The organism is Hoeflea sp. 108 (assembly GCF_000372965.1).
Taxonomy (GTDB): Bacteria; Pseudomonadota; Alphaproteobacteria; order Rhizobiales; family Rhizobiaceae; genus Aminobacter.
Genome location: NZ_KB890025.1, coordinates 132,912 through 156,498 on the forward strand (window position 1 = coordinate 132,912; position 23,587 = coordinate 156,498).

The following is a 23,587-nucleotide window of genomic DNA, read 5'->3' on the forward strand; positions in this document are numbered from 1 at the left end:
TCGTGCAGATGCTTTTTGGCGGGCTGCTCATCGAAATGCGGCAAAGGCGGTAGCCGGCCCCGTGGGGTTCGACGCCCGCTTTGGAGTAGATGAATGTACGAGACATACTTCGGATTGCGCGAGAAGCCGTTTTCGATCCTTCCGGATCCGAAATTTCTCTATTTCAGCAACGCGCACCGGATGGCATTTTCGATGCTTGAATATGGCATCGTCAACCAGGCCGGGTTCACTGTCATCACCGGCACCATCGGCTCTGGAAAGACCACGCTCATTCGCCAGTTGCTCGGCAACGTCACCGGCGAGATCAAGGTCGGCCTCATAAGCCACACCTCGAAGTTCGGCGGCAATTTGCTTGAGTGGATTCTGATGGCATTCGACCAGCCGTTTGAGGAAGGCACCTATCCACGTCTCTACAAGCGGCTGCGCGACTTTCTGGAGCACGAGGGCGAGCGGCGGGGACGGGCTGTGCTGGTCATCGATGAAGCCCAGAATCTGGAGGCTGAAAGGCTCGAAGAGCTCCGGATGCTGTCAAACATCAATACGGACACGATGCTTCTGCAACTGATACTGGTCGGACAGCCCGAGCTGCGATCGATCCTTCAGGCGCCGGAATTGACTCAGTTCGCCCAACGCGTTTCGTCCGATTTCCATTTGCCGGCGTTGGACCGTGTCGAAGCCAAGGCCTATATCGAACACCGGCTTCAGGTTGCCGGCGGCGATCCCGAGCTGTTTACGTCGACGGCCAAGCGTCTGATCCACGATGCTTCGGACGGCGTTCCCCGGCAGATCAACATCCTCGCCGATCGTTGCCTGGTCTATGCCTTCGCTGAATCGACTAGCGTCGTGACGGCGAAGATCGTGACCAAGGTGCTGGCCGACAAGAGACGGCACGGCGTCTTCAGGATGGACGAGGCCGGGATTCTGGCCTGAGGTCGACGGATTGAGCGGGGATGTCTGGCAGGTGAACAAAGCAGGCGGAGGCATCGGCGGCGATGGCAACGGCCTGACCGGCTCTGGTGAGCTGCGATCCGGGGCCAGGGGGCAGACATGCCTGAATATGTAAGAGCGCTCGCCTATGTCCTGATCATTTCGACCCCGGTCTGGTTCCTTGCGCGCCGGCTCGCGGAACCCACAATCGACGCGGCTGAATTCACGCTGTGGCGCAATGCCTGGTTCGTGACGACGTGCGTGTTGTTCTTGTCGGGCAATTTTTTCATTTTTGCCGCCTTTTTGGGTATCATCAGCATCTATGCCTTTCGCAAGAGCAACGAGCCGGCATATCTCTACATCGTCCTGATGTTCGCGGCGCCGGCCTTGCCCGTGATCGTCGGCCTGTTCGGTGTCATCAACAAGATCATCGACTTCAATCCGAGCCGGCTTCTTGCCCTTGTCATTCTGTTGCCGCGTGCCATCCAGCTGGCGCGGGGAAGTTCCGGCAGTACGAAATTCAGCATCACCGACAAGCTCGTGGTCGCTTATTGTGTGCTGTTGATGCTGCTGTCGCTGCGCCTGGGCAAGGTGACGGACATCTCCCGAATGGCCTTCATCTACGGGCTGGATATTCTGCTGCCCTATTTCGTGTTCAGCCGCGTGCTTGGATCTGTCAGCGATATCAGAAAAGCGTTGATGGCCCTTGTCGTGGCGGCCATGCCATTGGCCGCCGCTGGCATGTTCGAGCTCGCGAAGGGCTGGAGGCTCTACAATACCATCGCGGACGCCTGGGGCATTAACCTCATTGCCCCCTATCTTATCCGCGATGGTATCCTGCGGGCTGCGGTTACGTCGGCCGAGCCGATCGCCTTCGGGTTTGTTTGCATGGTGGCTGCCGGATGCCTGCTCACAATAAGGGTCAACCGGCCCTTCGGTCTGATCGGCTATGCTTCGCTGGCCATTCTTCTCGGCGGTCTCCTTGCCAGCGTTTCGCGCGGCCCTTGGCTGGGCTTTGCCTTGCTCGTGTTGGTTTTGCTGGCCGCCCATCCCAAGGGTATTACCAATGTGCTGCGCGGCTCGCTGGCCTTGGGCATATTCATCGTTCCGTTCCTGATGAGCCCTTACGGCGCGCGCTTCACCAAATACCTGCCATTCATCGGGACCGTCGAAACCGGCAACGAAGACTATCGGGTGGATCTCTTCCACAACGCCATGATCGTGATTGGCCGCAATCCGCTTTTCGGCTCGCCCAACTTTCTGCATGAGCCGGAGATGCAGGCGATGGTTCAAGGTCAAGGGATTGTCGACGTGGTCAACACATACATCGGCGTTGCGATCGAATTCGGCTTGATAGCGCTTGCACTTTTCGTGCTCGTATTTGCAACCATCGGGTTCAAGCTCGCCTGGCTCAGCTTCACGGCGCCGCGACAAGACATCAGGATAAGCGGACTGCTTGGGTGCCTGGCTGCCATCTTGGTGACGATCGCAACCGTCAGCAGCGTATCGATCATCCCTTATCTCTACTGGACCTTTGCAGGCCTCTGCGTCGCCCTTCTCAGGGTTGGCGCTACGGCCGAAAGCCATGTCGAACAGCCGGAGCCTGTCGCCAGGATGAGGGTGGTCGGGCGCTCGTCCTGACGAGAGGCAGCCTGCCGCGTCGGCCAGGAAAGCCGGATTCGTATTTCCGCAAAGCAGGATGCTCAATGCGCAGGGGTCGAGCACTTCGAGCGTCGCTGGTTCGGACTACGGCACTCTACGACAGCGACAGAAGGCTGTTTGCTGCGTAGGCGAAGCCCATGCCCAAGGCCAGGCCGACCGGCCATATCAGCAGGACCTTGGCTTCGTAGATAAAGTCGTTCAGGCCGAATTGCCGGTTCATGAAGAAGATGATCGGGATGGTCGGCAGGCCGTGCAGCGCAATCGCCCACAAGGTGCCTTCGAAGCCGAAGAACAATTGCGCCAGCGGGGTGACGACGAACATCGAAATCGCCTTGCAAATGTTCAGTACCGTCAGATTCCTTGGCACGCCAAGGGCGATGTAGACCGTGTAAGCGACCGTGAACCTGCTGATGAGAAGGCTAAACGACAGCACCTGGACGATCGCACCAGCCTGCGCGTATCGCGAGTCATACATGATGTCGATGATGGATTGTCCAGCCCCGTAGAGCAGCCCGGCACTGGCCACGAATGCGAGGTCCATCGGCAGCCGGAACTTGAAGTAGACGTCCTTGAGCCTGCTGGGGTCGTCGCGCACCACGTGGCTGAAGGCAGGGGTCGAGACCGACCAGAACAGGCGGCCGCCAGCGCCTTCGATCATCGAGATCAGATTGTAGGCCAGCACATAGATCCCGAGCAGGACCGGGCTGATCCATGCTCCGAGCAGCACCCTGTCGCCGTTCTGGGCGAGGACTGAAAAAAGCGAAGAAATTAGAATCCAGCGCCCGAACTGGATCAATTCCCTGGCCGACTCCCGATCGATGAGGAGGCGGTTTGGGGCGCCGGAGAGCCAGAAATGGCTGAGCGCGGTGGAAACGACGCAAGACGCGAGGCTTCCGATTACGAAAGACCAGATCGAACGCGTCATCAAACCCAATGTGATGGTGATCGCGAGGCCAACTGCCTGCGAGATGAGTTCGATATAGGTTATCTGGCGGAGGTCGAGATGGCGGTCACGGGAGATGGCCTTTGTCGACTGAAGGCCGGTGATGACCGACGAGAACGACGATGCCGCCAGCACAAGCGGCAATTCCGGGGTAGCATAGACCAGGTCGGCGGGGATCATGCCCCGGTTGTTGGCAGCGTAGAGGGCGAGAGCCACCAACAGGCAAGCGAGCCAGATGACCACGCCGCGTATCACCTGCAGCGTCCATGCCGTGTTCAGAAACACCGGCAGGTCGCCCTTCGGGCTTTGTATGATCGATTGCCTTAGGCCGACGTCGGACAGGAGGTTGACGATGATCAGGATCACCGTCGAAACCGCCATGATACCGAACATTTCCGGCACCAGAATACGCGTCATGATCAGATTGCTGGCGATGCGCAGGACATAGCCCGCCGCCATCCCGCCAACGGTCCAGCCGGCGGCGCGCAGTATCATCGATTTCAAGGAGCGCTCGCCCTTGTTCACTGCGCTGGCGCTCCATCCTTCGACGGCCTCAGCCACGCCGCGACGGCGACCACTTTTTGTGTTCGCGACAACCGTAGGACAGGGCAGTTGGTCATGCGTCGCAAGTCCACGTTCCTTTCGTGACACGTTGCGAGCCGTACCGCAGTTTCAGCCGAAAACGCATCTCGACAAATAGTCGCGCCATATCCTGTATAAGATGGACTCACTATTGAAGTGCTAACGGCTTAATCATCTCCGATGGAAGACGGTCGAGATCTATTGCCAAAACGACACAAAAAGTTGCGCAGCGGGACGCTATTGGCAATAGCGATTGTATGCAGACTGTCGTGAAAATCGCCCGAAGCGGTTCGCTGATGCAGTTTGTTGTCCAAGCATACATGGTTCATGGCAGTTCAAGGCTTGTCATCCTGCCTGCTGCGATCTGTCCGGATCCAGGCACTCGACGTTCGCGCGAACAATACCTTCGGATAAAGGCTTAGCTTGCGCAGGACATAGAGTGGAATCTGTCCGAAATCGCGTGCCGGCAGCACGGTTCGGCCCACGGCTGCCCAGGCCGCCAGCGAGGCCAGCGCAAACAGGGCGAGATTCAGGCCGGAGAAAAAGAGCGCCGTCGATGACCCTGTCAGTGCGGACAAACCGGCGGCGAGGATGAACGCGCCAACCAGCAGCAGCAGCAGCAGCGTCAATGGCGGGACGAGCAGATCGAGTGCCAATGCCGCCAATGCGGGCGTCCTTAGGACCGCCGGGCTGGACAGTGTCTGAAGGGCAACCTTGATCATCTTGAGATGACCTTCCTCCCATCGCCGACGCTGAGACGCAGTACCACTGCTCGACTGGGGGAATTCGCTGGCGATGCCAGCCGCAGCGCAGAACATCGGTGGGTGCCCGGCGCGAGCCAGGTCCAATCCAAGCTTCATGTCCTCGACGAGATGACCTGTCGCAAGATCGACCTGTCGAATGACCGACCACGGGAAAGCCATGCCGCTGCCTGTCAGTTGGCAGGGCAGGCCAAGGGCGCTCAAGCCGAGCGGCCGCAACTTGTTTTTGACGATGAACGCGAACTCGGCGACGCGAAGCTGCAGCGCTGCCCCCGCCGGCGCCTTGATCAGATAGCAGGCCTGTACCGGTCGTTGGTTCATGGCCGCGGTCGCAGCAAGCAGCGCCACCGCGCCATCTTCAAGCTGGCAATCTGCGTCCACGAAGATGACGATCGGGGTCGGAGCTTCGGCGAGATGGCGAATGCCGGCGTCGAGGGCATACCCCTTTCCGCGTCGATTGTCGTCATGGCGGACAATCACCTCCGCGCCGCCTGCGCGAGCAAGTGAAGCGGTGTTGTCGCTGCAGTTGTCGGCAATCACCAGAAGGCGGTCGCTGGGCCGAAGCTGGTTCCCTATGCTGCGAAGCGTGGCCGATATGCCGCCTTCTTCATTGTGCGCGGGTACGAGCACCGTCACGTCAGGTCGTTGGCTGGGCAGTTGCTCGCTGCGCTTGCGCATTGCAAGGCCGGCGAGCACCTCGGCGCCATAGATCAAGGTCGGAAGCGCAAGCACGAGCGCGACCGCAGTCATGATCGATGAAAGCACCACCATGCGCCATATGCTCCGTCGACAATTGTTCGCGACAATCCTGCCTATGGTGCCGCTGCGGGCATAGTCCTTTGACTTGGGAAAGAAGTCCACCAGACTTCCATTGCTCCAAGGCCGAAATCTTCGATCCTGCTGAGCAGGCAGTCCGGCTTGCTTCTACCAGTACCAGATCAGCCTGTGTGACATGGCGCAGATGATGATCCACCACGCGATTGTGACACACATTGATACGTAGGCGGCCTTCCGGAGACGCCGCATTTCCCATTCTGACACAGTATTTGACGAATTTACCATGATACTTACCCTCTCAGAGAGTTGTCGGACTCTCCGTTGCAGGGCTCGTGCCACTTTGTCGGCTGCAGAATCTCGGCTGAGCCTTGGCCCGTTGGCTGGGCCGTATTGGCGCTACGTGTCCGCGGCGATGGACGGCCGCGCTTTCAAACGGCGCCGGGTGTCTCGGAGGCGTACGCCAATCGTGCTCCGTGATCGGCATCGAGGCGACGTGGCGTCGGCGCGCCACGCAGCCGCAGGCGATCCCAGACGCGGCTCTTCCAGCGCTGGATTGGAAGAATTTCGGCATCGCGGTCGAATGTTGCCCCGTTCAGGCTGCGGTCGTGCCAGAGCGCCAGATTTGCTCCCCAGCATGCCGCCACGGCCGGATCGAGGCCGACGGAGTGTCCCATGGCCGTGGCAAGCAAGCCCGGTACCCAGTGCGAAATCACGATGTTGGGAAAACGGTCGGCCAAATCTGCCACGAGGGCCAGGGTCAGCATTCGTGTGGCCCCTGTCGAGACGGAAAAGGCGCTCGCACCAGGACGGGGTGTCGTGTCGACAAGCGTGCCGACGTTGAGGATGCGCCCGATACCCGTTTCGACCATGCATTGGAGCGCCGAATAGGTGCAGGCCACCGCGCCTCCAAGGTTGGTCTCGACGGATTTCATGAAGCTTGTCGGTGTTTCCTGCAGGAAGTCGAGCTGGGAGTGAACCGACGCGTTGTTCACCAGGATGGTGACGTCGCCGATCTCTGCGCGGATCCTTGCGAAGGCAGACTTCACCGCATCGTCGTCGGCGACATCCACGACCATCGGTACCAGTCGACCGCTCGCAACGAGGTCGCCTGCCGATTGGAAATTGGCCGCACTGCGGGAAAAGCCGACGACCTGTATGCCTCGGCTGGCCATCTCGATCGCGAGTGCATGCCCCAGCCCGGAACCGCACCCAGTTACCACGGCCACGCCTGTGCGGATGCCGTCATTGGCATCGGTCAGTCTTCTGAGTAGTGGCCTGGATCGTTTGGGCATGTCTGCAAATGCGTCGCTATATCCGGGCTAAGATGCGGTCCGCCACTCGGAGGGCATTCGCGGCGATGGTAAGGCTCGGGTTGATACCAGTCGAGGTTGGCATGAACGAGGCGTCGGTGACATAGAGATTTTCGACCTCGTGCGCGCGGCAGTCGCGATTAAGCACACTGGTGGCAGGATCTTCGCCGAAACGTAGGGTTCCGCAGGCGTGGGCGAAGTCGAGCTCAGGCTGGAATGTGAGGAACACCGATCTCTGGCCACCCAGTCTGCGCTTCAGCAGGCGACGGAACTCGCGCCGTCGGCGCTGCAGCTCCGGCTGTACCGCATATTCGAAACGCAGGCGACCGGGGTCGGTTTCGTCGAGCAGGACCCTGTTGTCCTGGTATGGCAAGTCCTCGATGATTGCCCTGAATACCTTGGCGTCACCGAAAACCCGTGCTGCAATAAAAGCAGGAATGCGGGTCAGTTGGCGCAGCGGCTTCAGCTTGTGAAGTGCTGACCGGTCGAAGATGTTCTTGAGGTAGTGGGCGATCTCTCCATAAGACGCGTCGATGCCAATGGCCTGGACCGCTCCGTAACGATTGCCGTCGATGAAATAGAGGTCGCGCAGGGCGATGGCTTTTGTCGGGCCATTGAAGCTGATTCCAGATTCTGGCCAGATCGCTATCATTTCCGCCAGGTGGAACATCAGGTTGCGGCCGACCAGCCCTGAGCCGTTGGCGCATCCGTGCGGCCATTCTTCGCTGCGGGATGCGAGCAGCAGCCGCGGGGAGCCGAGGCCGCCGCCGGCAAGAATGTAGCGCTTGGCGCGGAGTTTCAGCCGTTCACCGCCCTTTTCTGCTTCGATATGGCTGATCCTGCCGTTGGACCCGCGCAAGGCGAGCACGTCGCACATGTCGAGCACCGTTGCTCTGCCAGTAGCCACAGCCGGCTCCACCCCGGCTGAGCGTCCGTCCATTTTGCACGTGCGCGGGCATTTGTAGCCGAAGCACATGTTGCAGCCCGGAAGGAAGCGCACGCCCATGTGCAGTCGGTAGGGGTTCAGGCCCTTGCGCTTGAAGCCATCGATCATCGCATGGTCGCCCTCTGTCAGGGCGGGAGGCGGAATCAAGGTCGTGGCGGTGTCGGGCGACAGCGGGTCGTTTTCGCCGCAAACTTCGAACATCCGTTCCGCCGCCTCGAAATACGGCCGGTAGGCATCGTATTTTTCTGGCCACCCGCCGGTCGGATGAGGCCGTGCTGCGCTGTCGTCGAGGTCGTGTCTTTCGGGGCGCTCGAGGGTCGCTGCGTAGAAGGCCGAGGAACCGCCCACACCGGAGCCGACCGGGCCAAAGAACAAGGTCTGCCGACCGTCGATCTTGGCGTTGAGCGGGGTTGGCCAGAACCCCCTGATCCGCCGTGCGTTGGGGTCCTCGATATCGGTTCGCAATTGCTGTTGTTCTGTCCGGGGCCCAAAAGGTCCTCGTTCAACGAACAGGACTGACAGGCCTTGTTCAGCGAGGCGCCGACCGACAACGCCGCCGCCCAAACCGGCGCCGATAACGATCACGTCCCATTGCTTTTCGACGATGTCAGCGATCATGAGTGGACCCTGCTCTCGCTGAGGTCGTCAACCCTGCCTGCGGGCCGAGGAGGGGGAATCAGGCCGCAGGTGGGCGTGTGATCCAGCATGCACTCAGCGTCCACGAGATCCAACCGCAACCGAATGTTGCATGAGCCAAGGAATGCGGTCCGACGGTCCAGGTAGACCGTCCTTGTGAACGCTGCCCAAACACCTGCGTGAACGCATCAAACGCTGCCTGAACGACGGCATCTTGACCAATCTGCTAGGAAACCCCTTGGCTTTATAAGATGTCCCATTTTAGCTAGTCAATTGAGTATCCTATCCGAACAATGTCCGGCCTGAACTTTTGAACGAATTGACCAAAGCAAGGCCTTTGCGCGAAAAATTCTGTACGTTTTTTGCCGGCTTTGGTTCGACTGAAGACAAAACCGCAAGTGGATGTAGCCGGCTTTGATCGCGTCCGGCTTGATGATGCAAAAGGGATCGGGAGTATCGAGCACCGGACAATCGTCTTATTCCGGATAGACGGATGCTTTACATCTTGTCGCCTAGGATCGGTGTCCCTGGCGATCGGCCTCTGACAGGAGACTGCTTGAACGATGCAGCTTGCTATTGTCATTGTAAACTACCGGACAGCCGATCTGGTGATCGATTGCCTTGCCTCGCTCGATGGCCCCGACGCCATGCCTGCGGGATCGCAAATAGTCGTTGTTGACGGATGTTCGGGCGACGGCTCGGCGGAGCGCATCGCCGCAGCGATCGACGAGCATGGTTGGTCCGGTCACGTCACCCTGCTGCCGCTGGCGGTCAATGGCGGGTTTGCCTATGGCAACAATCGCGGTATCGAACGCGTGCTGGCCGATTTCGGCAAGCCGGATTTTTTTCTGCTGCTCAATCCGGACACTGTTGTTCGGCCTGGCGGCATCTTGCCGTTGCTCGCCTTCATGCAGGCAAATCCCAAGGTGGGCATTGCCGGTAGCCTGCTCGAGGATCCTGATGGCACGCCGCAGGCCTGTGCCTTCCGCTTTCCCTCCGTGTTCAGCGAGTTCGAGGGTCAGATGCGCTTCGGACCGGTAACCCGGCTGCTCTCGCGATGGCGCGTTGCGCCGGAGCGGCCCAAGGTCGCGACCCGGATGGGCTGGGTGTCCGGGGCCAGCATGATGGTCCGGGCACAAGTCATCGACGACATCGGATTCATGGATGAGGACTACTTTCTCTATTACGAGGAAGTCGATTTTACGCTGCGCGCGGAGCGTGCCGGCTGGGAATGCTGGCATGTGCCAGAGAGCCGTGTCGTGCATCTGGTTGGGCAGTCGACCGGTGTAACCAGACGAGGGGCTGCGCCAGCGCGGCGGCCGGCCTACTGGTTCGACTCCCGCCGGCGCTATTTCATCAAGAACCATGGGCGCGGATACATGATGCTGGCTGACGTTGCGTGGCTGGCCGGGCAAGGCCTGTGGCGCTTGCGGGAAGTCCTCGAGCGGCGCCAGCGTAGCGATCCGCAATATATCGTTCGAGATTTCGTTCGACACAGTGCGTTCCTGCGGGGTCTCTAGGACTTTTGCAGCAATCGAAGATATCGGGCGCTGCGCGTCAAGAGACGTGTGAGTGCCGAGAGCATGCAGGACACAATATCGGCTTTCAGTGCGACCTAATATTCGCTTGAAGATAAGGCAGCTATCGTTACTGTAAATTTCGTTGCTGTTGAGCCGTGGATGTGGATCGACGATCTATTTCGTACGGCTTGGGTCACGCCTCTTGTCTAGGCGTGTGCGATGATCGGCACGGTGCCCTGGTGGCAGTTCATGGGAAAGGATCGCTCTTGAATAGGCGCACACTCTTGCAACTGTTGTCCTCCGTTGCCCTGTGGCCGGCGGCCTTGCCAGCCTGGGCGCAGGCGGGAGGCGGCGAGCCATTGCCGCTCGGTCTCAATCTGGCCGGCTTTGCATATTGGTCGACGGAACATCCCTTTTCCAACTTGGCCCTTGGCGCGGCGAACTGGCGATTGCAGAAGGATGGCGCGTCGTTCACCTGGGACGATCCCCTGCCACCCATGACCGACGATGGTTACCCGACGATCGTTCCCAAGGGGACGACCATCGAGAGCTTTCTGATTTTCACGCCGCGGCGTTCGCATCTGCCAGTGCAGATGTCGCTGCTATATGACGGCAAGGGTCGCATCGGCTACCTCAGCGGCGCGGAGCTCGAAACCCGGTCGCCGGGTCGCGACGAGGTCAGAAATCTGCGCAACGGCGGTCCGTTCTCTGTGCGTCTTCTGGAAACCGATCCGAAGGATCCGGTGCGCAACATTCGTCTCTATCCGCGCGACAAGCAGCCCGAGGGTACCTTCCGGCCGGAATTCCTCCAGCGTCTTGGCGGGATGCAGGCGCTGCGCTTCATGGATTGGATGGAGACCAACAATTCGGCCGTGAGCAATTGGGACGAGCGGCCGAAAAAGGCCCGCTTCACGCAGGCTGATGGAGGAGTGGCGCTCGAATACATGATCGAGCTGGCCAGCACCGCCAAGGCGGCGCCGTGGTTCACCATTCCCCACCTTGCCGACGACGACTACGTCACCCGCTGCGCAACGCTGGTCAAGGAGACGCTCGCTCCGGAGCTGCCTGTTTATGTCGAGTATTCGAACGAGGTTTGGAACGGGCAGTTCAAGCAGGCCGAGTACGCGCGCCAGCGCGGGCTTGCCCTTGGGCTGTCGGGCAACGACTTTGAAGCCCAGTTGCGCTTCTATGCGCAACGGTCGTCCGAGGTGATCGCCATCTGGAAAAAGGTGTTTGCGGACCAGGCCGAGCGGGTGCGGGGCGTGCTGGCCGCGCAATACGCAAACGACTGGACCAGCGAGACCATCCTGTCCTGGAAAGACGCCGCGGCAGGCGCCTATGCTCTTGCGATCGCCCCCTATTTTGGCGTTTCGCTTGGATCTCCGGAGCAGGCGAGTGAGATCTCCGGGTGGTCGCTGGACCGGCTGTTTGAAGCTCTCGGCAGTGAAATCGACGGCGAAAATCGGACATTTGTCGAAAAGCAGGCCGCGCTTGCCAAGCGCCATGGTGTCAAGCTGATCGCCTACGAGGGCGGGCAGCACCTGGTTGGCCATGCGGGGGCCGAGAACAATGACAAGCTGACAGGCCTGTTCCAGGCCGCCAATCGCGACCCCAGAATGGGCGAGCTATATCTGCGGCACCTCGCACATTGGCAGGCGTCCGGCGGTGGCCTGTATGTGCTCTTCAATTCGATGGGAGAGTACACGAAATGGGGCAGTTGGGGCCTTCTTGAGACGGAAGGCGTGCCCAACGCGAAATGGGATGCTGTTCAGAGTCTGCTGGCCAATGCGGGAAAGCCTAGCGGAGAATAGGCGCAACCGGCGCCTTGCTGCTTGGAACGGCCGAGCTTTGCGCGGCGCAATCCGCCTGCCGCGCGAAATATGCGTAGATCGAATATGAGATCGCTGCCGCAGCGACGATGGGCCAGACAAGGCAGAGCAGAAGCCCGATCAGCCTGGCGAAATCCCAGCTAGGCGAACTCTCCTCGCCTTCCATAAAAGTCAGCACAGCAGCATATATGGCTGGAATCATATACGCTGATATGAACACAACTGCGAACAAGTAACTCATGATCGAACCGGCTACATCTCGTTCAACGCACGCAACGGAAGCAGGCAAGCAGTCTTTAACAATTCATTAATGTTAAAATACATTAATTTTCGCATTGTAGCCAGAGCTTAAAAAGGTGCCGGCAATTTGAGCGCGTCGTGCTGGACGGGCAGGGATGGGGGACGAGTGACCACGAGCGGACAACCAGCAGAATCGGGGCGCATCGGCGTCGTGGTCATTGGCCGCAATGAAGGCCAACGGCTGGTCGACTGCCTGAATTCGATCGGCTCGGCGCTTGCTCTCACGGTCTATGTCGACTCCGGATCGAGCGACGGCAGCGTCGCTGCCGCCGAGCGCATGGGGGCGACAGTGCTCTCACTGGACATGTCCGTTCCGTTTACCGCCGCGCGCGCCCGCAACGCCGGCTTCGAGCGGCTGTCGGCCCTCGATCCCAACCTGAGCTTCGTCCAGTTTATCGATGGCGACTGCCAGTTGCGGCCCGACTGGATCGGAAAGGCCAGCCTCTTCCTGCAAGAGCGCGCGGATGTGGCGCTTGTCTGCGGGCGCAGGCGCGAGCGATTTCCCGAGCGATCCGTCTACAATGCGCTCTGCGACCGGGAGTGGGACGCGCCGGTCGGCGAAATACTCGAGAGCGGCGGCGATTTTCTCATCCGAGCCGATGCTTTCCGGCAGGTTGGCGGCTTTTCCCCGGCGCTGATTGCCGGCGAAGAGCCGGAACTGTGCGTTCGACTGAGGGAAAAGGGCTGGAAGATCTGGCGTGTCGGAGAAGAGATGACCTGGCACGATGCCAACATCACACGCATCGGTCAGTGGTGGCGACGCAACGTCCGGGCCGGGCATGCCTTTGCCGAGGTTTCGCAGCTTCATCGCGGTTCATCCTTCGGCATCTGGCAGCGAAGCGTGGCAAGGGCCATGTTCTGGGGAGGCGCGTTGCCTGGAATTGCCCTGGTTGGCAGTTTGGTTTCGCCGATAGCGCTTGCCCTGTTGGGGCTATATCCGCTTCAGATCGCACGCATTGCCCGCAGGGCCGATGGTGACGATGCGACGACCAAATGGGTGGCTGCAGCTTTCGGCATGCTTGGCAAGTTTCCGGAATTGCAGGGCGTCGTCCAGTTCCACCTCAACCGGTATCTCAGGCGCCGCCAGCTCATCATAGAATACAAGTAACCGTCTGAAGCGGACACTGGCGGGGCGCTCGGATTGGCGGCGGCCGGTCATGCAATTGGCAACACCCTCAAATTTGCCTGATCCAAAGTTGTTTTTATCGTCATGGCTGCACTATAGTCGGATGGCATCAGGCGGCATGAGCGGTCCGATAATCTTCGAAACCGGCGTTCCAGACTTGGTTGGACGCCAAGCTTATCGTTTCCGAACAGCGGGGGACGGCAGTGGCGTTTCTAGTCGGCCTGAAGTTGCGGGGACCGGATCGCGATCGTCAAACCGATGCGCGGCGTTTTGCTGAACTTCAAACCTCGTTCGATCACGTGTCGGCGGCAATAGAGGCGGAGAGGAGCGGCTTGCATCGCCGTTACGAAGCGGCGACCGTCGATGCTGCGTTCCTTGCCGAAGCCATGGAAAACGATGAGGCGGGAGGCGGATCGTCGAGCCGGATGGATGGCCTCGCCGCAACGATTTCCGGCTATCACCGTCGCGTCGAGGAACTGAGGCGCCAGCAAGCTCTGGTCGATGAACTGCGCGTCGTCGTCGCGAACTTCACCGCGCCGAAACCGCAGGCCGTGGACGATGCGTCGGCGGGCCAGGCAGGCCTTGGCCGCGACGGCCAATTCGGCCCAGGTAATTCGCGCTGATGGGTGGCATCGCTTGATGAAGGCATTGATCAGGAGCGCTCTGGCGGAGCTTGCGGCGACGGCTGGAGTGTTGCGCTATGCCGAGCGCTCTTTGCGTAACACGCTGACTGTGTTGTGCTATCACCGGGTTCTGCCGGAGGAGCAGCGCAAGGCATATCACGATCCGGATCTCGTGGTGACGCCGGAGGTGTTTCGCGCCCACTGTCGACTGCTTGCGGAGCGCTACACGGTCGAGCGGCTGGATGTTGCACTTTCGAAGTGGCAGAGCGGCGACAGGCCGGCGCGGCCGCTTGCGGCGATCACCTTCGACGACGGCTACCGTGACAACTTTCGCTATGCAGCGCCGATCCTCAATGAATTTGGCCTGCGGGGGACCTTCTATGTCATTGCCGGCCTCGTCGATAGCGAGGAGCTGCCCTGGTACGATACGATGGGGGCTGCCTGGCGCATGTTGGCGACGGCGGATGAGCCGACAGCCAAGCAGGTGCTTGCCGAGGCCAAGGGGCTTTCCCCGCAGGAGAGGGCAGCCTGGGTTGAACGTCTGCGCAGCCGCGCCGGTGAACTCCCCATCGTCGATGACGACCACATCATGACGTCGGCCCAGGTCAGGGCTCTTGCCGATGCGGGTCACGAGATTGGCTCGCACACGATGACCCACCCGTTGCTGCCTCAATGCGATGACGCCACCCTGGCGATCGAGATCGACAGGTCTCGAAGAATTCTGGCCGATCTTTGCGGCCGAGAGATTGTCGGCCTCTGCTATCCGAACGGGGACAGCGACGATCGCGTTCACCGCGAAGTGGTGGTGGCGGGCTACGGCTACGCGACGTCGCTGCAGCCCGGGACGAACGAACCGCCGACATTCGATAAATTGCGAGTAAGGCGCTGGTTCATAAACCAGGATCGGCTTGCCGCCCGCGACGGGAGCGCATCGGACGCCCTTCTTCGCATGGAATTGAGCGGCGTGTCGCAACGGCTGTTTGCAAGGAAAAGGGCAGCATGAGAGTAGCCTACCTCGCCAGCCGCTATCCGGCCTTGAGCCACACATTCATCACCAACGAAATCCTTGGCGTGGAAGCCCTCGGCGTGAAGGTGCTGCGCTTTTCGGTTCGGCAGGCCAAGCCTGGCGATATTCTTGGCGATGTCGCCGCGGCCGAGGCCGCCAAGACGCGCTGGCTCGTTCCACCTCCGATCCTTGCCATAGTCAAAGCCTTTCTGTGGGCTCTGCTGACGCGGCCATTGCGGCTGTTTTCGGCGCTGTTCGATGCCGTTGTTACGCCGCCCGGCACCAAGCAGAAGCTCAAATGGCTGGCCTATGCGGGCGAAGCGGTTCTGTTGGCATGGTGGATGGTGCGCGACGGTGCCCACCACCTGCATTGCCACTTCGGCAATTCTGGATCCAATACGGCAGCGATAGCGGCCAGGCTTGCCGGCATTCCATTCAGCATCACCTTCCACGGCATCGATCTCGACGAGCCGGAAATCTTTCGTCATGCCGACAAGCTGCGCGACTGTGCCTTTGCTGTCTGTATCAGCGACTTCGGCAAGGCCCAGCTCTTGCGCAGCAGCGCTGAAGCCTTTGACGACAAGGTGCATGTCGTCCGCTGCGGCTACCTTGTGCCCGATGAAGATGATCTGGCACCGCTGCCGCATGCGAACCGGATGGTGTGCGTTGCACGTCTTTCGGAGGAAAAGGGCCATCGTATCCTGCTCGAAGCGCTTCAGATGCTGCGCATGAGAGGGCGGGCATTTCATTGCACGCTTGTTGGCGGAGGCCCGTTGGCGGCGGAGATTGCAGCGCAGATCGAGCAGTCCCAGCTCAACGATGTGGTGACCATGGCAGGTGCGCGCGCGCCCAGCGAAGTCTCGGGCTTCGTGCAGCGGGCGGACATGGCGGTGCTGGCAAGTTTTGGCGAGGGCATTCCCATGGCGCTTATCGAAGCGCTGTCGATGCGCCGTCCGGTCGTCGCGACGTCGGTGGGCGGTATTCCTGAACTCGTCCGCGACGGCGAAAATGGCCGTCTCGTACCTTCAGGCGATCCTGTCGCGCTTGCCGATGCGATCGACGCCATGCTTGCCGATTACGATGCCTTGCAGGTGATGGGAAATACCGGGCGAGGGGTGGTGCTTGCCAACCATGATCCCAAGCTTGCGGCAAGGCGCATGCGGGATCTCTTCGCGGCTTCGGCTGGTGCCGAATGATCCGTCGGGGCTAGCTCGAAAGTACTACGCACCGGTCGATCCTGGCGCTGAAGTGTACATCGAAGAAGCCGGTATGGGTGACTTCGCGGCATCTCGGAATCTGAATCCAGGCAGAGTCTTTCGGGGTGCCTAGCGCAAGATGTGTGCCTCGCTCATGCTTGGCTCTTCAAATATTCGGCATTAGACATATTACGTTATATGTAGAGCATGATCAAATATGCTTACGCGGGTTCACTCCGGAAAATATATTGGTTAATAATAGGTTATCGGGGTTTTTTGGGTACAGGGTAAACCGAATGTTGACGAGAGCGTCCGCGCCCGCAGCAAAATTGCTGCCGGCAGCCATAGCATCGTTTGTCTTCACTTATGTTTGGTGGGTGGCTTTGATATATGTGGCTGGCAAGCCGATCTGGTTCTGGTGAACTGGCGGCCGCGAGCGTCAAGGAAATTTGCTTAGTGTCAGCGCCTTGTTGCCTGCACAACGGATGCACCGAAAAGGTATCCGGTGTTGAGCGCTGCCATGTAGCCAAACCAAATCGCCAGCTTGAACCAGCTTAGTTCGTCCTGAGCGACCCAGATCGCGAAGACCAGAGCCGTACAGGCGACCGCAACAGGGATCACCCACACCACAGTGGTCCTGCGGCCTATGAAAAATCCTACGACAAAAAGCGCCAAGGCGATAAGCACGCTGTGTCCCCTGGGGAGCGATCAAATACGGAAGTAACAGGCGAAAATCTGTACAGACTGATTCGATAACGCTTCCGCAACTTCAATAGCGTCTGCCAATGTCGCTGGCTAGCGTTACCAATTCCTAAACACAGTCCTAATTCGACCGCGGCAGAAGGGGGGGACTATTCTGCGGCAAGTCGGCTGGGAGCATCCTGCCTGGGAGTGCGGATGCTCGTACGTAGGCGATTGGAAAGCACGCGCACGAAGGGCTCGAGCACCATGCTGTCGTGGTCGCCTGGAACTTCAATGACTGTAAGGTCGGCGATCAACGGCGTCCAGCCATTGTCGTCGAGCAAGATCGTTCGTCCTTCCTGAAGCCTGCGTCCGCCGCTCAGGCGATACAGCACGACACCCTTGGGCCGGAACAATGTGACCGGACCAGCGTAAGGTTGGACGTCGTAGAGCTCCAAAGCCTGGCGGAATGCCGTTTCGATCTTCTGATTGTGGAAGTTCTCCGCCGAGACGTGCTGCTGGGCAGCATCGCGGCGCTGAGCCTTTTCCTGTTCCCACCGGATGCGGTTGCGGATCCAGTTGGTGAAGAACGCGCCACGTTCGCGCTGCAGGTCCTGCAGCTTCATGCTGGCCTTGTCCAAAGCCGAAAGCGGCGGCTGCGTGGGCAAGGGCGTATCGAGCATCACCAGTTGCGCGACTTCTTCGCCGTCGGCGGTCAGCTGGCGCGCGATTTCGTAAGCGGTCAGGCCACCGCCCGAAAATCCACCCAGAAGGTAGGGGCCCTGTGGCTGGATCGTGCGGATTTCCGCGAGGCAGGCGCTCGCCATCTCCTCGAAGGTCTCATGCGGCTCCTGGTCGCCGTAGAGGCCACGGGCCTGCAGTCCGTAGACCGGCCGGTCTGCGCCGATATGCAGAGCGAGGTGGCGCAGGTTGAGAATGTTGCCGAACATACCGGCGCAGATGAAGAACGGCGTCGCGCCAGGGTTCTGTCCGGGATGCATTGCCACGAGATGGGTGGTCGCAGCCTTCACCTTCTGGTCCGCGACGGCACCGGTGCTCTTGGCCTCGGCTGCATCTGGGCGCTGCGCGGCAATCAGCTCGGCGCACTGCGCGATCGTCGGCGCTTCGAACAACACCGAAATCGGGAAGTCCAGCCCGTATTCCTTCTTGATCATCCTGAACAGCCGGACGGCGATCAGGGAGTGGCCACCGATATCGAAAAAGTTGTCGTGAATGCCGATTTGCTCGACGCCGAGCAATTCACGCCAGAAGCCGACGAGCGTCTGTTCGACCTCGTTGCGCGGAGCGACATAGTCGCTGTCGAGGGCCGGGCGTTCGAACAATGCGCCGGCCGTGGGACCGGCGGCGACGCGCGAGGCTTGCTCGCGCAGCAGTTTGAGGTCCATCGAACTGACGATGGCCTGTGGCCTGCCGGCTGACAGCACCCGCGTCAGCGCCTCGAAGCCTTCGGACGGCAGAATGCCTTGCCTGACCTGCGCGGCCAGCTGCAGCATCGCCGGTGATGGCTGTGCCTGATCCCGTCCCGAGGCATTGGCCCCGGTTTCGTGGGCAGGGCGCACCGATGCGAAACTCACATCGTCATCCAGCCGCTTGATCAGAAAGCGTTCGATCTCGGCGACCACGTCGCCATCCGGTGTGGCGATGGTGATGTCGAAAGCAGCATAGCCGTCGCCGAATTCGGTGCTGTCGACCAGCCGAGCCCAGCTCATCACGTGGTCGGGCAGGTGGCGGAACAGCTTGATGCGTCCATACGAGGCCGGCGCCCAGAGCACGTCTGCCGGGTCGTAGCCCTCAATCAGCTCCATCGCAAATCCGGTGGCAATGTCCAGCAGGGCCGGATGCAGCAGCACACCAGCTTCCAGGTCGTTGTGGTACATAGCCGGAAGCTCGAGCTCGGCCAGAGCCTCGGCGTCCCCAAGGGCCAGCGACTGGAGCACCCGCCAACGGGGGCCAAACCGCAAATGTTGTTCCTGCGCGGTGCGCATGGCTTCGCCCGCAGGTGCGACACGCTTTTCGGCGCAGCGCCGGGCAATGGCCTCGGCATCCAGCGGCTTGGGAACCGCGCGGGCGCGATATCTGAGGATCGCTTCGGCGTGCTTCTGGAAGCCGGCGTCGGCGTCGCCGGAGACGCTGGCAACGACGACAACGCGATAGCCGTCGTCGACGGGTTCCAGCCGGACGCGAATCTTCTTCGTCTTGCCGTCGTCGACATCGAGCGGACGCAGGAATGCCAGGTCTTCGATCTGGCTTTCGAATGCCAGTCCGTATTCGTTGATCGCCTGCGCGATCAGCTCGATGTAGCCGGTGCCGGGCAGGATGGACTGGCCGGAGATCAGGCGATGCTCATCGAGCATCCAGTGATCTTTCGGGCCGAGCTCGGCTTCGAGCCAGGTGATGCCGGAAGCGTCCTCGACCCAGCGCTGGAAGAATGACCCAATGGTTTTTGACTGCGGGGAGGTCGTCTCGGCCTTGTTTTCGACAAGACCCATGGCCCGCGCGGCCAGTCCGACCTCGTTCCATACGCCCCAATGCAGGGCGACCGTCTTCCGGTCCTGCCGCGATGCGGCACTTTCAGCGTAAGCGTTGAGATAGGCGTTGGCAGCGACGTAGTCGACCTGGCCAGCGGGAGCCGTATCGGTACTGGTCGATGAAAACAGGACGAAGAGGTCAAGCTTCGTATCGGCCAACAGCTCGTCCAGAACTGCCGTGCCGTGCAGTTTCGGGCCAAGCACTATCTCGGCGCTCTCCAGCGTTTTCATCTGGATCAGTTCGTCGTTCACCACGCCGGCGGCGTGGAAAACACCGTTGATCTCGCCGAATTCCGCTCGCGCGGCTGTCAGCGCCGCGGCCATCTCGTCGGGATTGCTGACGTCAGCGCTTAGATACAGGACTTGCGCGCCCTTGGCTTCAAAGGCCTCGATGGCCTCCAGGGCCCGCCGCCGGCGGTCGCTCGATGGCAGCATCTTGCGGTAGGCATCCCATCGGCTTCGTGGCGGCAGCGCCGCGCGCCCGATCAGCACCAGCCGAGCCTGATAGTGCTCTGCAAGGTTGCCGGCGATCGCCAGGGCAAGATCGCCGAGGCCGCCGGTGAAGAGATAGACCCCGTGCTGTCGTAGGCCCGAGTTTCCGTCCGCAGGCGCAAGCGACAACTTGTCATAACCGCGGAGCCAGCGCTGGCCATTGCGATAGGCGACCACTTCCGTCGCCGGCTCGGAAAGGATGTCTTCCCAAAGTTGGTCTATCGCCGGTCGCGGCATGTCGACCGGCTTGCCGCCGAACAAGGTCGAGAGCACGCCCGAGGCCGCCGGCTTTGCAGTTGCGGCGTCGCGCAGGTCGATATCGATCAACTTGACGCTGGCGCCTGCCATTTCCTTGGGGATCGTCAGGCCCGGCCCCAGGATCGTGGCCTTCTCGGGATATGGAACTGCTTCCTCACCGACCCGCTGCATGCCGTTCGTGACCAGGGTGAACTGCATATCGCCTGTCATGGCGGCATCGCCGAGCGCCTGGGCAAGATAAAGCAGACTGTAGAAGCCGCATTCCTGGTTGCGGTGGAAGAAGCTCGAGCCCGGCCGGAACGTCTCTTTCTGAGTGAGCAGCCAAAGATGCACGATCCGCGAGGGCACTGCGCCATCAGCCTGCAGGCCGCTCAGCAGCGCGTCGTAGCCGGGGCGCCCATCCTCGGGGCAGATCACGTATTCATCGGCACTGCGCTTGGCGAAAGTGTCGCCAGCCAGGACAGTTACGACCCGGTGCCCGCGGTGCCGCAGTCTTGCGGCGATCTCCGCGCCGACGCCCGCGTCGTCGAGGAAGAACAGCCAGGACCTCACGTCCTTTTCCGCGCCGGCTGCATAGTCCGGCAGCGACCGTTTCCAGATCGGCACGTAGCCCCAATCCGCCATGTCGGGCAGCTTGATGATCGGCGCGGCATCCACGCCCGTGGCCCCGGATGAGACGACGGGATCGAGGAAATAGTGCTTGTGCTGGAACGGATAGGTCGGGAGCGTGACGCGGCGGGGCTCGCGCTGTGCCCACAGCTTGTCGAGGTCGACCTTAAGCCCTGTCGCCCAGGCGCGCCCGACCGCAGCCAGGAAATGCAGCTGCTCGTCCCATGCCTCCTCAGGGTGGGGCAGGCTGTTGATGACCTGGTTCGCGTCGATGCTTCCTTGCGCCTTGGTAAGAGAAGAAAGCGCGCGGCTAGGACCGACCTCGACGTAGACGCGGTTGCGGTCAGCCGCGAGCGTTGCCAAGCCTTTGGCGAACTGCACCGTCGAACGCAAATGCCTGACCCAATAGGCCGGATCGGTTGCATCCCGGTCGGCGAGTATCTCGCCGTTGCCGTTGGAGATGATCGGAATGGTCGGGGCACGCAGGTCGATGCTGCGCAGGAAGGCCTCGAAGCGCCCGAGGATCGGGTCGAGCATGCGCGAATGCGCGGCAATGTTGATCGTTATGCGCGTCGCATCGATGCCGTCTGCTTCCAGCGCCTGCTTGAAATGGTCGAGGTCCTCGTCTCGGCCGGAAACGACGCAAAGTTCCGGCGCATTGATCGACGCAATGTCGAGCTCGGCCGGCAGTCGTTCCTTCAATGCATCAGGGCTCAGCGGGACGCTCAGCATGCCGCCGGGTTCGACCGTATCGAAGAGCTCGCCGCGCAGCCTGACCAGCCTGACGACGTCGCGGTAACTCATCACCCCAGACAGGCATGCGGCCGCATTCTCACCCATCGAATGGCCGATGAGGGCAACGGGCTTGACGCCCCATTTCATCCAGAGCCGCGCCAAGGCGATCTCGACGATCAGGATTGCCGGCAGTTGAACCGAGGGGCGCAGGAATGTTTCAGCGCCGCTTCGCGATTCGGCTGCGTCGCCCAGCCATACAGCCCGGATTTCCGCCGCCGCGGTTGCCTCGAGATAGCCGAGGCCCTCGTCGACCGTGGCCCTGAAGAAGGTGTCCCGTTCATACAGTTGCCGCGCCATGCCGGCATGCTGGGCGCCGCCTCCGGGAAGCAGGAAAACCGCGCCTGAGGGTGATTCCAGGGCTGAGTGGGTGAAAGCGCGCTTGAGATCTGGCTGGGTGAGGGCCGCCACCGCGTCCGCCCTGCCGCGGACGGCCACGATCCGCCGGTGTTCGAAATGTTTGCGCCCGGCATGAAGTGTGTAGGCGGTGTCGTCGAGCGCCAGTTCGGCATCGCTGGCGAGCGCGTCCCCAAGCCGCTGGGCGGCATCGTCGAGCGCCTTGCGTTGCTTGGCGGCCAGAATGAGCACGGTCGGCTCATCGTCAGCCGGTTTCGGGCGCCCGCCGGCATTGGCTGCCCTGGGAGCCTGTTCGACGATGGCGTGGGCGTTGGTGCCGCCGACGCCGAGTGAGTTCACGCCGGCACGGCGCAATCCGCCGCCGGTGCTTGGCCACTCGGTCAGCCTGTCGTTGACGATGAACGGGCTCTTGGCGAAGTCGATTGCCGGATTGGGCTTCTCGAAGCCCAGCGTCGGCGGAATTTCGGCGTTCTTGACCGCAAGGGTCGCTTTGATGAGGCTGACGACGCCAGCGGCAGTGTCGAGATGGCCGATATTCGACTTCACCGAACCTACGCGGCAGAAACCGGTCTTGGCGGTGCTCTGGCGGAATGCCTGGGTCAGTGCTTCGATCTCGATCGGATCGCCGAGATAGGTGCCCGTGCCATGGCATTCGATGTACTGGACAGTTTCGGCCGAAACGCCGGCCAGTCCCTGTGCCTCGATGATAGCCTCGGCCTGTCCAGTGACGCTGGGAGCCAGATAACCCGCCTTGGAGCCGCCGTCATTGTTGATGGCAGTGCCCTTGATGACACCGTGAATGATGTCGTTGTCGGCAAGTGCATCCGACAGCCGCCGCAGGACGACAACGCCGGCGCCGCTGCCGAATACGGTACCGGCTGCGCGGTGATCGAAGGCGCGGCAGTGCCCGTCGGGCGAGAGGATTTCTCCTTCCTGGAACATGTAGCCGCGCCGATGCGGCAGCTCGATCGTCACGCCGCCGGCCAGAGCCATGTCACATTCGCCGCTGAGCAGGCTTTGGCAGGCATAGTGGACGGCAACGAGCGAGGTTGAGCACGCCGTCTGCACGTTCACGCTCGGACCGCGAAGATCGAAGCTGAACGAGGCGCGCGTGGCCAGGAAGTCCTTGTCATTGCCCGTGTGCCGCAACAGGAACATGCCGACCTGGTCGACGAGTTGGCGGTTGCTGCAGACGTTGAAGTAGAAATAGCTGCCCATGCCGCAGCCTGCGAAGACGCCAACGGGGGCGGAATTGGAGTCGGGCGTGTGGCCTGCATCCTCCATGGCTTCCCAGGCGCATTCGAGGAAATGGCGGTGCTGCGGGTCCATGATGGCCGCTTCCTTGGGGCTCAGCCCGAAGAAATCGGCATCGAACATTTCCATGTCGGGCAGTTCGGCGGTGCGGCGCACGTAATTGGGATGATGCATGCGGTCGGCCGCTTCGCCAGCCTTGAGCAATTCATCCTCGGACAGATTGCGGATCGACTCCACCCCGCCGCGCAGGTTCTGCCAGAACTCGTGCACGTTGCGGGCGCCCGGCACACGCAGGGCCATCCCAACTATCGCAATATCGTTTGGAGAATTCTGATCCGTGTCGTCGACCATATCCGCTCTGCTGCCGGGCAGTTCGGCTGCCCCACCCTTCCACCAGCGGCACCAGCAGCTCGCGAGCAGCCGCTTCTATCCCAAGTTGTTTCTAGTTCTT

Annotated in this window: 14 protein-coding genes; 8 read left to right on the top strand and 6 right to left on the bottom strand. The window is 61.0% G+C overall.

The window, feature by feature from the left end:
• The first annotated feature begins 93 nt into the window (after nt 1-93).
• Entirely contained in the window at nt 94-930 is an 837-nt protein-coding gene (locus B015_RS0126645) for an AAA family ATPase (protein WP_018430814.1), read from the top strand.
• Nucleotides 931-1,047: 117 nt separating this feature from the next.
• Nucleotides 1,048-2,568: an O-antigen ligase family protein gene (locus B015_RS31650; RefSeq protein WP_018430815.1), complete on the top strand. Its 1,521-nt coding sequence runs from the start codon at nt 1,048-1,050 to the stop codon at nt 2,566-2,568.
• Nucleotides 2,569-2,683: 115 nt separating this feature from the next.
• Here the strand turns inward: B015_RS31650 and B015_RS0126655 are convergent, their stop codons facing one another.
• The 4 genes from B015_RS0126655 to B015_RS0126670 all read right to left on the bottom strand — a co-directional run bounded on the left by B015_RS0126655 (nt 2,684) and on the right by B015_RS0126670 (nt 8,526).
• Nucleotides 2,684-4,027, bottom strand: coding sequence for an oligosaccharide flippase family protein (locus B015_RS0126655; RefSeq protein ID WP_018430816.1), 1,344 nt, complete (start codon nt 4,025-4,027; stop codon nt 2,684-2,686).
• A gap of 422 nt (nt 4,028-4,449) precedes the next feature.
• The gene (locus tag B015_RS0126660) at nt 4,450-5,736 is read right to left on the bottom strand and encodes a glycosyltransferase family 2 protein (protein ID WP_245262422.1); all 1,287 of its coding nucleotides are present in this window, start codon (nt 5,734-5,736) and stop codon (nt 4,450-4,452) included.
• Between the two features lie 344 nt (nt 5,737-6,080).
• Nucleotides 6,081-6,944, bottom strand: a complete 864-nt coding sequence (locus B015_RS0126665) for an SDR family NAD(P)-dependent oxidoreductase (protein ID WP_081623578.1) — start codon at nt 6,942-6,944, stop codon at nt 6,081-6,083.
• 16 nt (nt 6,945-6,960) lie between these two features.
• On the bottom strand, nt 6,961-8,526 hold the full coding sequence (locus tag B015_RS0126670; protein ID WP_018430819.1) for a GMC family oxidoreductase: 1,566 nt from the start codon (nt 8,524-8,526) through the stop codon (nt 6,961-6,963).
• A gap of 581 nt (nt 8,527-9,107) precedes the next feature.
• Here B015_RS0126670 and B015_RS0126675 point away from each other — a divergent pair.
• The 6 genes from B015_RS0126675 (at nt 9,108) to B015_RS0126705 (ending at nt 16,144) form a co-directional block, all read left to right on the top strand.
• Nucleotides 9,108-10,064 (top strand): glycosyltransferase family 2 protein, encoded by a 957-nt coding sequence (locus tag B015_RS0126675; RefSeq protein ID WP_018430820.1) that lies wholly within the window; start codon nt 9,108-9,110, stop codon nt 10,062-10,064.
• A gap of 284 nt (nt 10,065-10,348) precedes the next feature.
• Nucleotides 10,349-11,875, top strand: coding sequence for a hypothetical protein (locus B015_RS0126680; RefSeq protein WP_157632927.1), 1,527 nt, complete (start codon nt 10,349-10,351; stop codon nt 11,873-11,875).
• A gap of 424 nt (nt 11,876-12,299) precedes the next feature.
• Nucleotides 12,300-13,301, top strand: coding sequence for a glycosyltransferase (locus B015_RS0126690; protein WP_198292917.1), 1,002 nt, complete (start codon nt 12,300-12,302; stop codon nt 13,299-13,301).
• Nucleotides 13,302-13,480: 179 nt separating this feature from the next.
• Entirely contained in the window at nt 13,481-13,942 is a 462-nt protein-coding gene (locus B015_RS33455; RefSeq protein ID WP_157632928.1) for a hypothetical protein, read from the top strand.
• Nucleotides 13,943-13,958: 16 nt separating this feature from the next.
• Nucleotides 13,959-14,945 (top strand): polysaccharide deacetylase family protein, encoded by a 987-nt coding sequence (locus B015_RS0126700; RefSeq protein WP_018430825.1) that lies wholly within the window; start codon nt 13,959-13,961, stop codon nt 14,943-14,945.
• A complete protein-coding gene (locus tag B015_RS0126705) occupies nt 14,942-16,144 on the top strand; it encodes a glycosyltransferase (protein WP_026227766.1) in 1,203 nt (400 codons plus the stop codon). Before B015_RS0126700 ends, B015_RS0126705 begins: the two co-directional genes overlap by 4 nt.
• Before the next feature lie 459 nt (nt 16,145-16,603).
• On the opposite strand, the gene B015_RS0126710 is transcribed toward B015_RS0126705, so the two are convergent.
• Complete coding sequence (locus B015_RS0126710; protein ID WP_018430827.1) at nt 16,604-16,831, bottom strand: hypothetical protein; 228 nt, start codon at nt 16,829-16,831, stop codon at nt 16,604-16,606.
• Nucleotides 16,832-16,995: 164 nt separating this feature from the next.
• Nucleotides 16,996-23,487: a type I polyketide synthase gene (locus B015_RS0126715; protein ID WP_026227767.1), complete on the bottom strand. Its 6,492-nt coding sequence runs from the start codon at nt 23,485-23,487 to the stop codon at nt 16,996-16,998.
• Nucleotides 23,488-23,587 lie beyond the last annotated feature (100 nt).

Excerpts from the sequence above, each read along its gene's own strand:
- B015_RS0126670 (WP_018430819.1), bottom strand. The coding sequence starts at position 8,526 with ATGATCGCTGACATCGTCGAAAAGCAATGGGACGTGATCGTTATCGGC.
- B015_RS0126700 (WP_018430825.1), top strand. The coding sequence starts at position 13,959 with ATGAAGGCATTGATCAGGAGCGCTCTGGCGGAGCTTGCGGCGACGGCT.
- B015_RS0126645 (WP_018430814.1), top strand. The coding sequence starts at position 94 with ATGTACGAGACATACTTCGGATTGCGCGAGAAGCCGTTTTCGATCCTT.
- B015_RS0126655 (WP_018430816.1), bottom strand. The coding sequence starts at position 4,027 with ATGATACTGCGCGCCGCCGGCTGGACCGTTGGCGGGATGGCGGCGGGC.
- B015_RS0126715 (WP_026227767.1), bottom strand. The coding sequence starts at position 23,487 with ATGGTCGACGACACGGATCAGAATTCTCCAAACGATATTGCGATAGTT.
- B015_RS0126665 (WP_081623578.1), bottom strand. The coding sequence starts at position 6,944 with ATGCCCAAACGATCCAGGCCACTACTCAGAAGACTGACCGATGCCAAT.
- B015_RS0126675 (WP_018430820.1), top strand. The coding sequence starts at position 9,108 with ATGCAGCTTGCTATTGTCATTGTAAACTACCGGACAGCCGATCTGGTG.
- B015_RS0126705 (WP_026227766.1), top strand. The coding sequence starts at position 14,942 with ATGAGAGTAGCCTACCTCGCCAGCCGCTATCCGGCCTTGAGCCACACA.
- B015_RS31650 (WP_018430815.1), top strand. The coding sequence starts at position 1,048 with ATGCCTGAATATGTAAGAGCGCTCGCCTATGTCCTGATCATTTCGACC.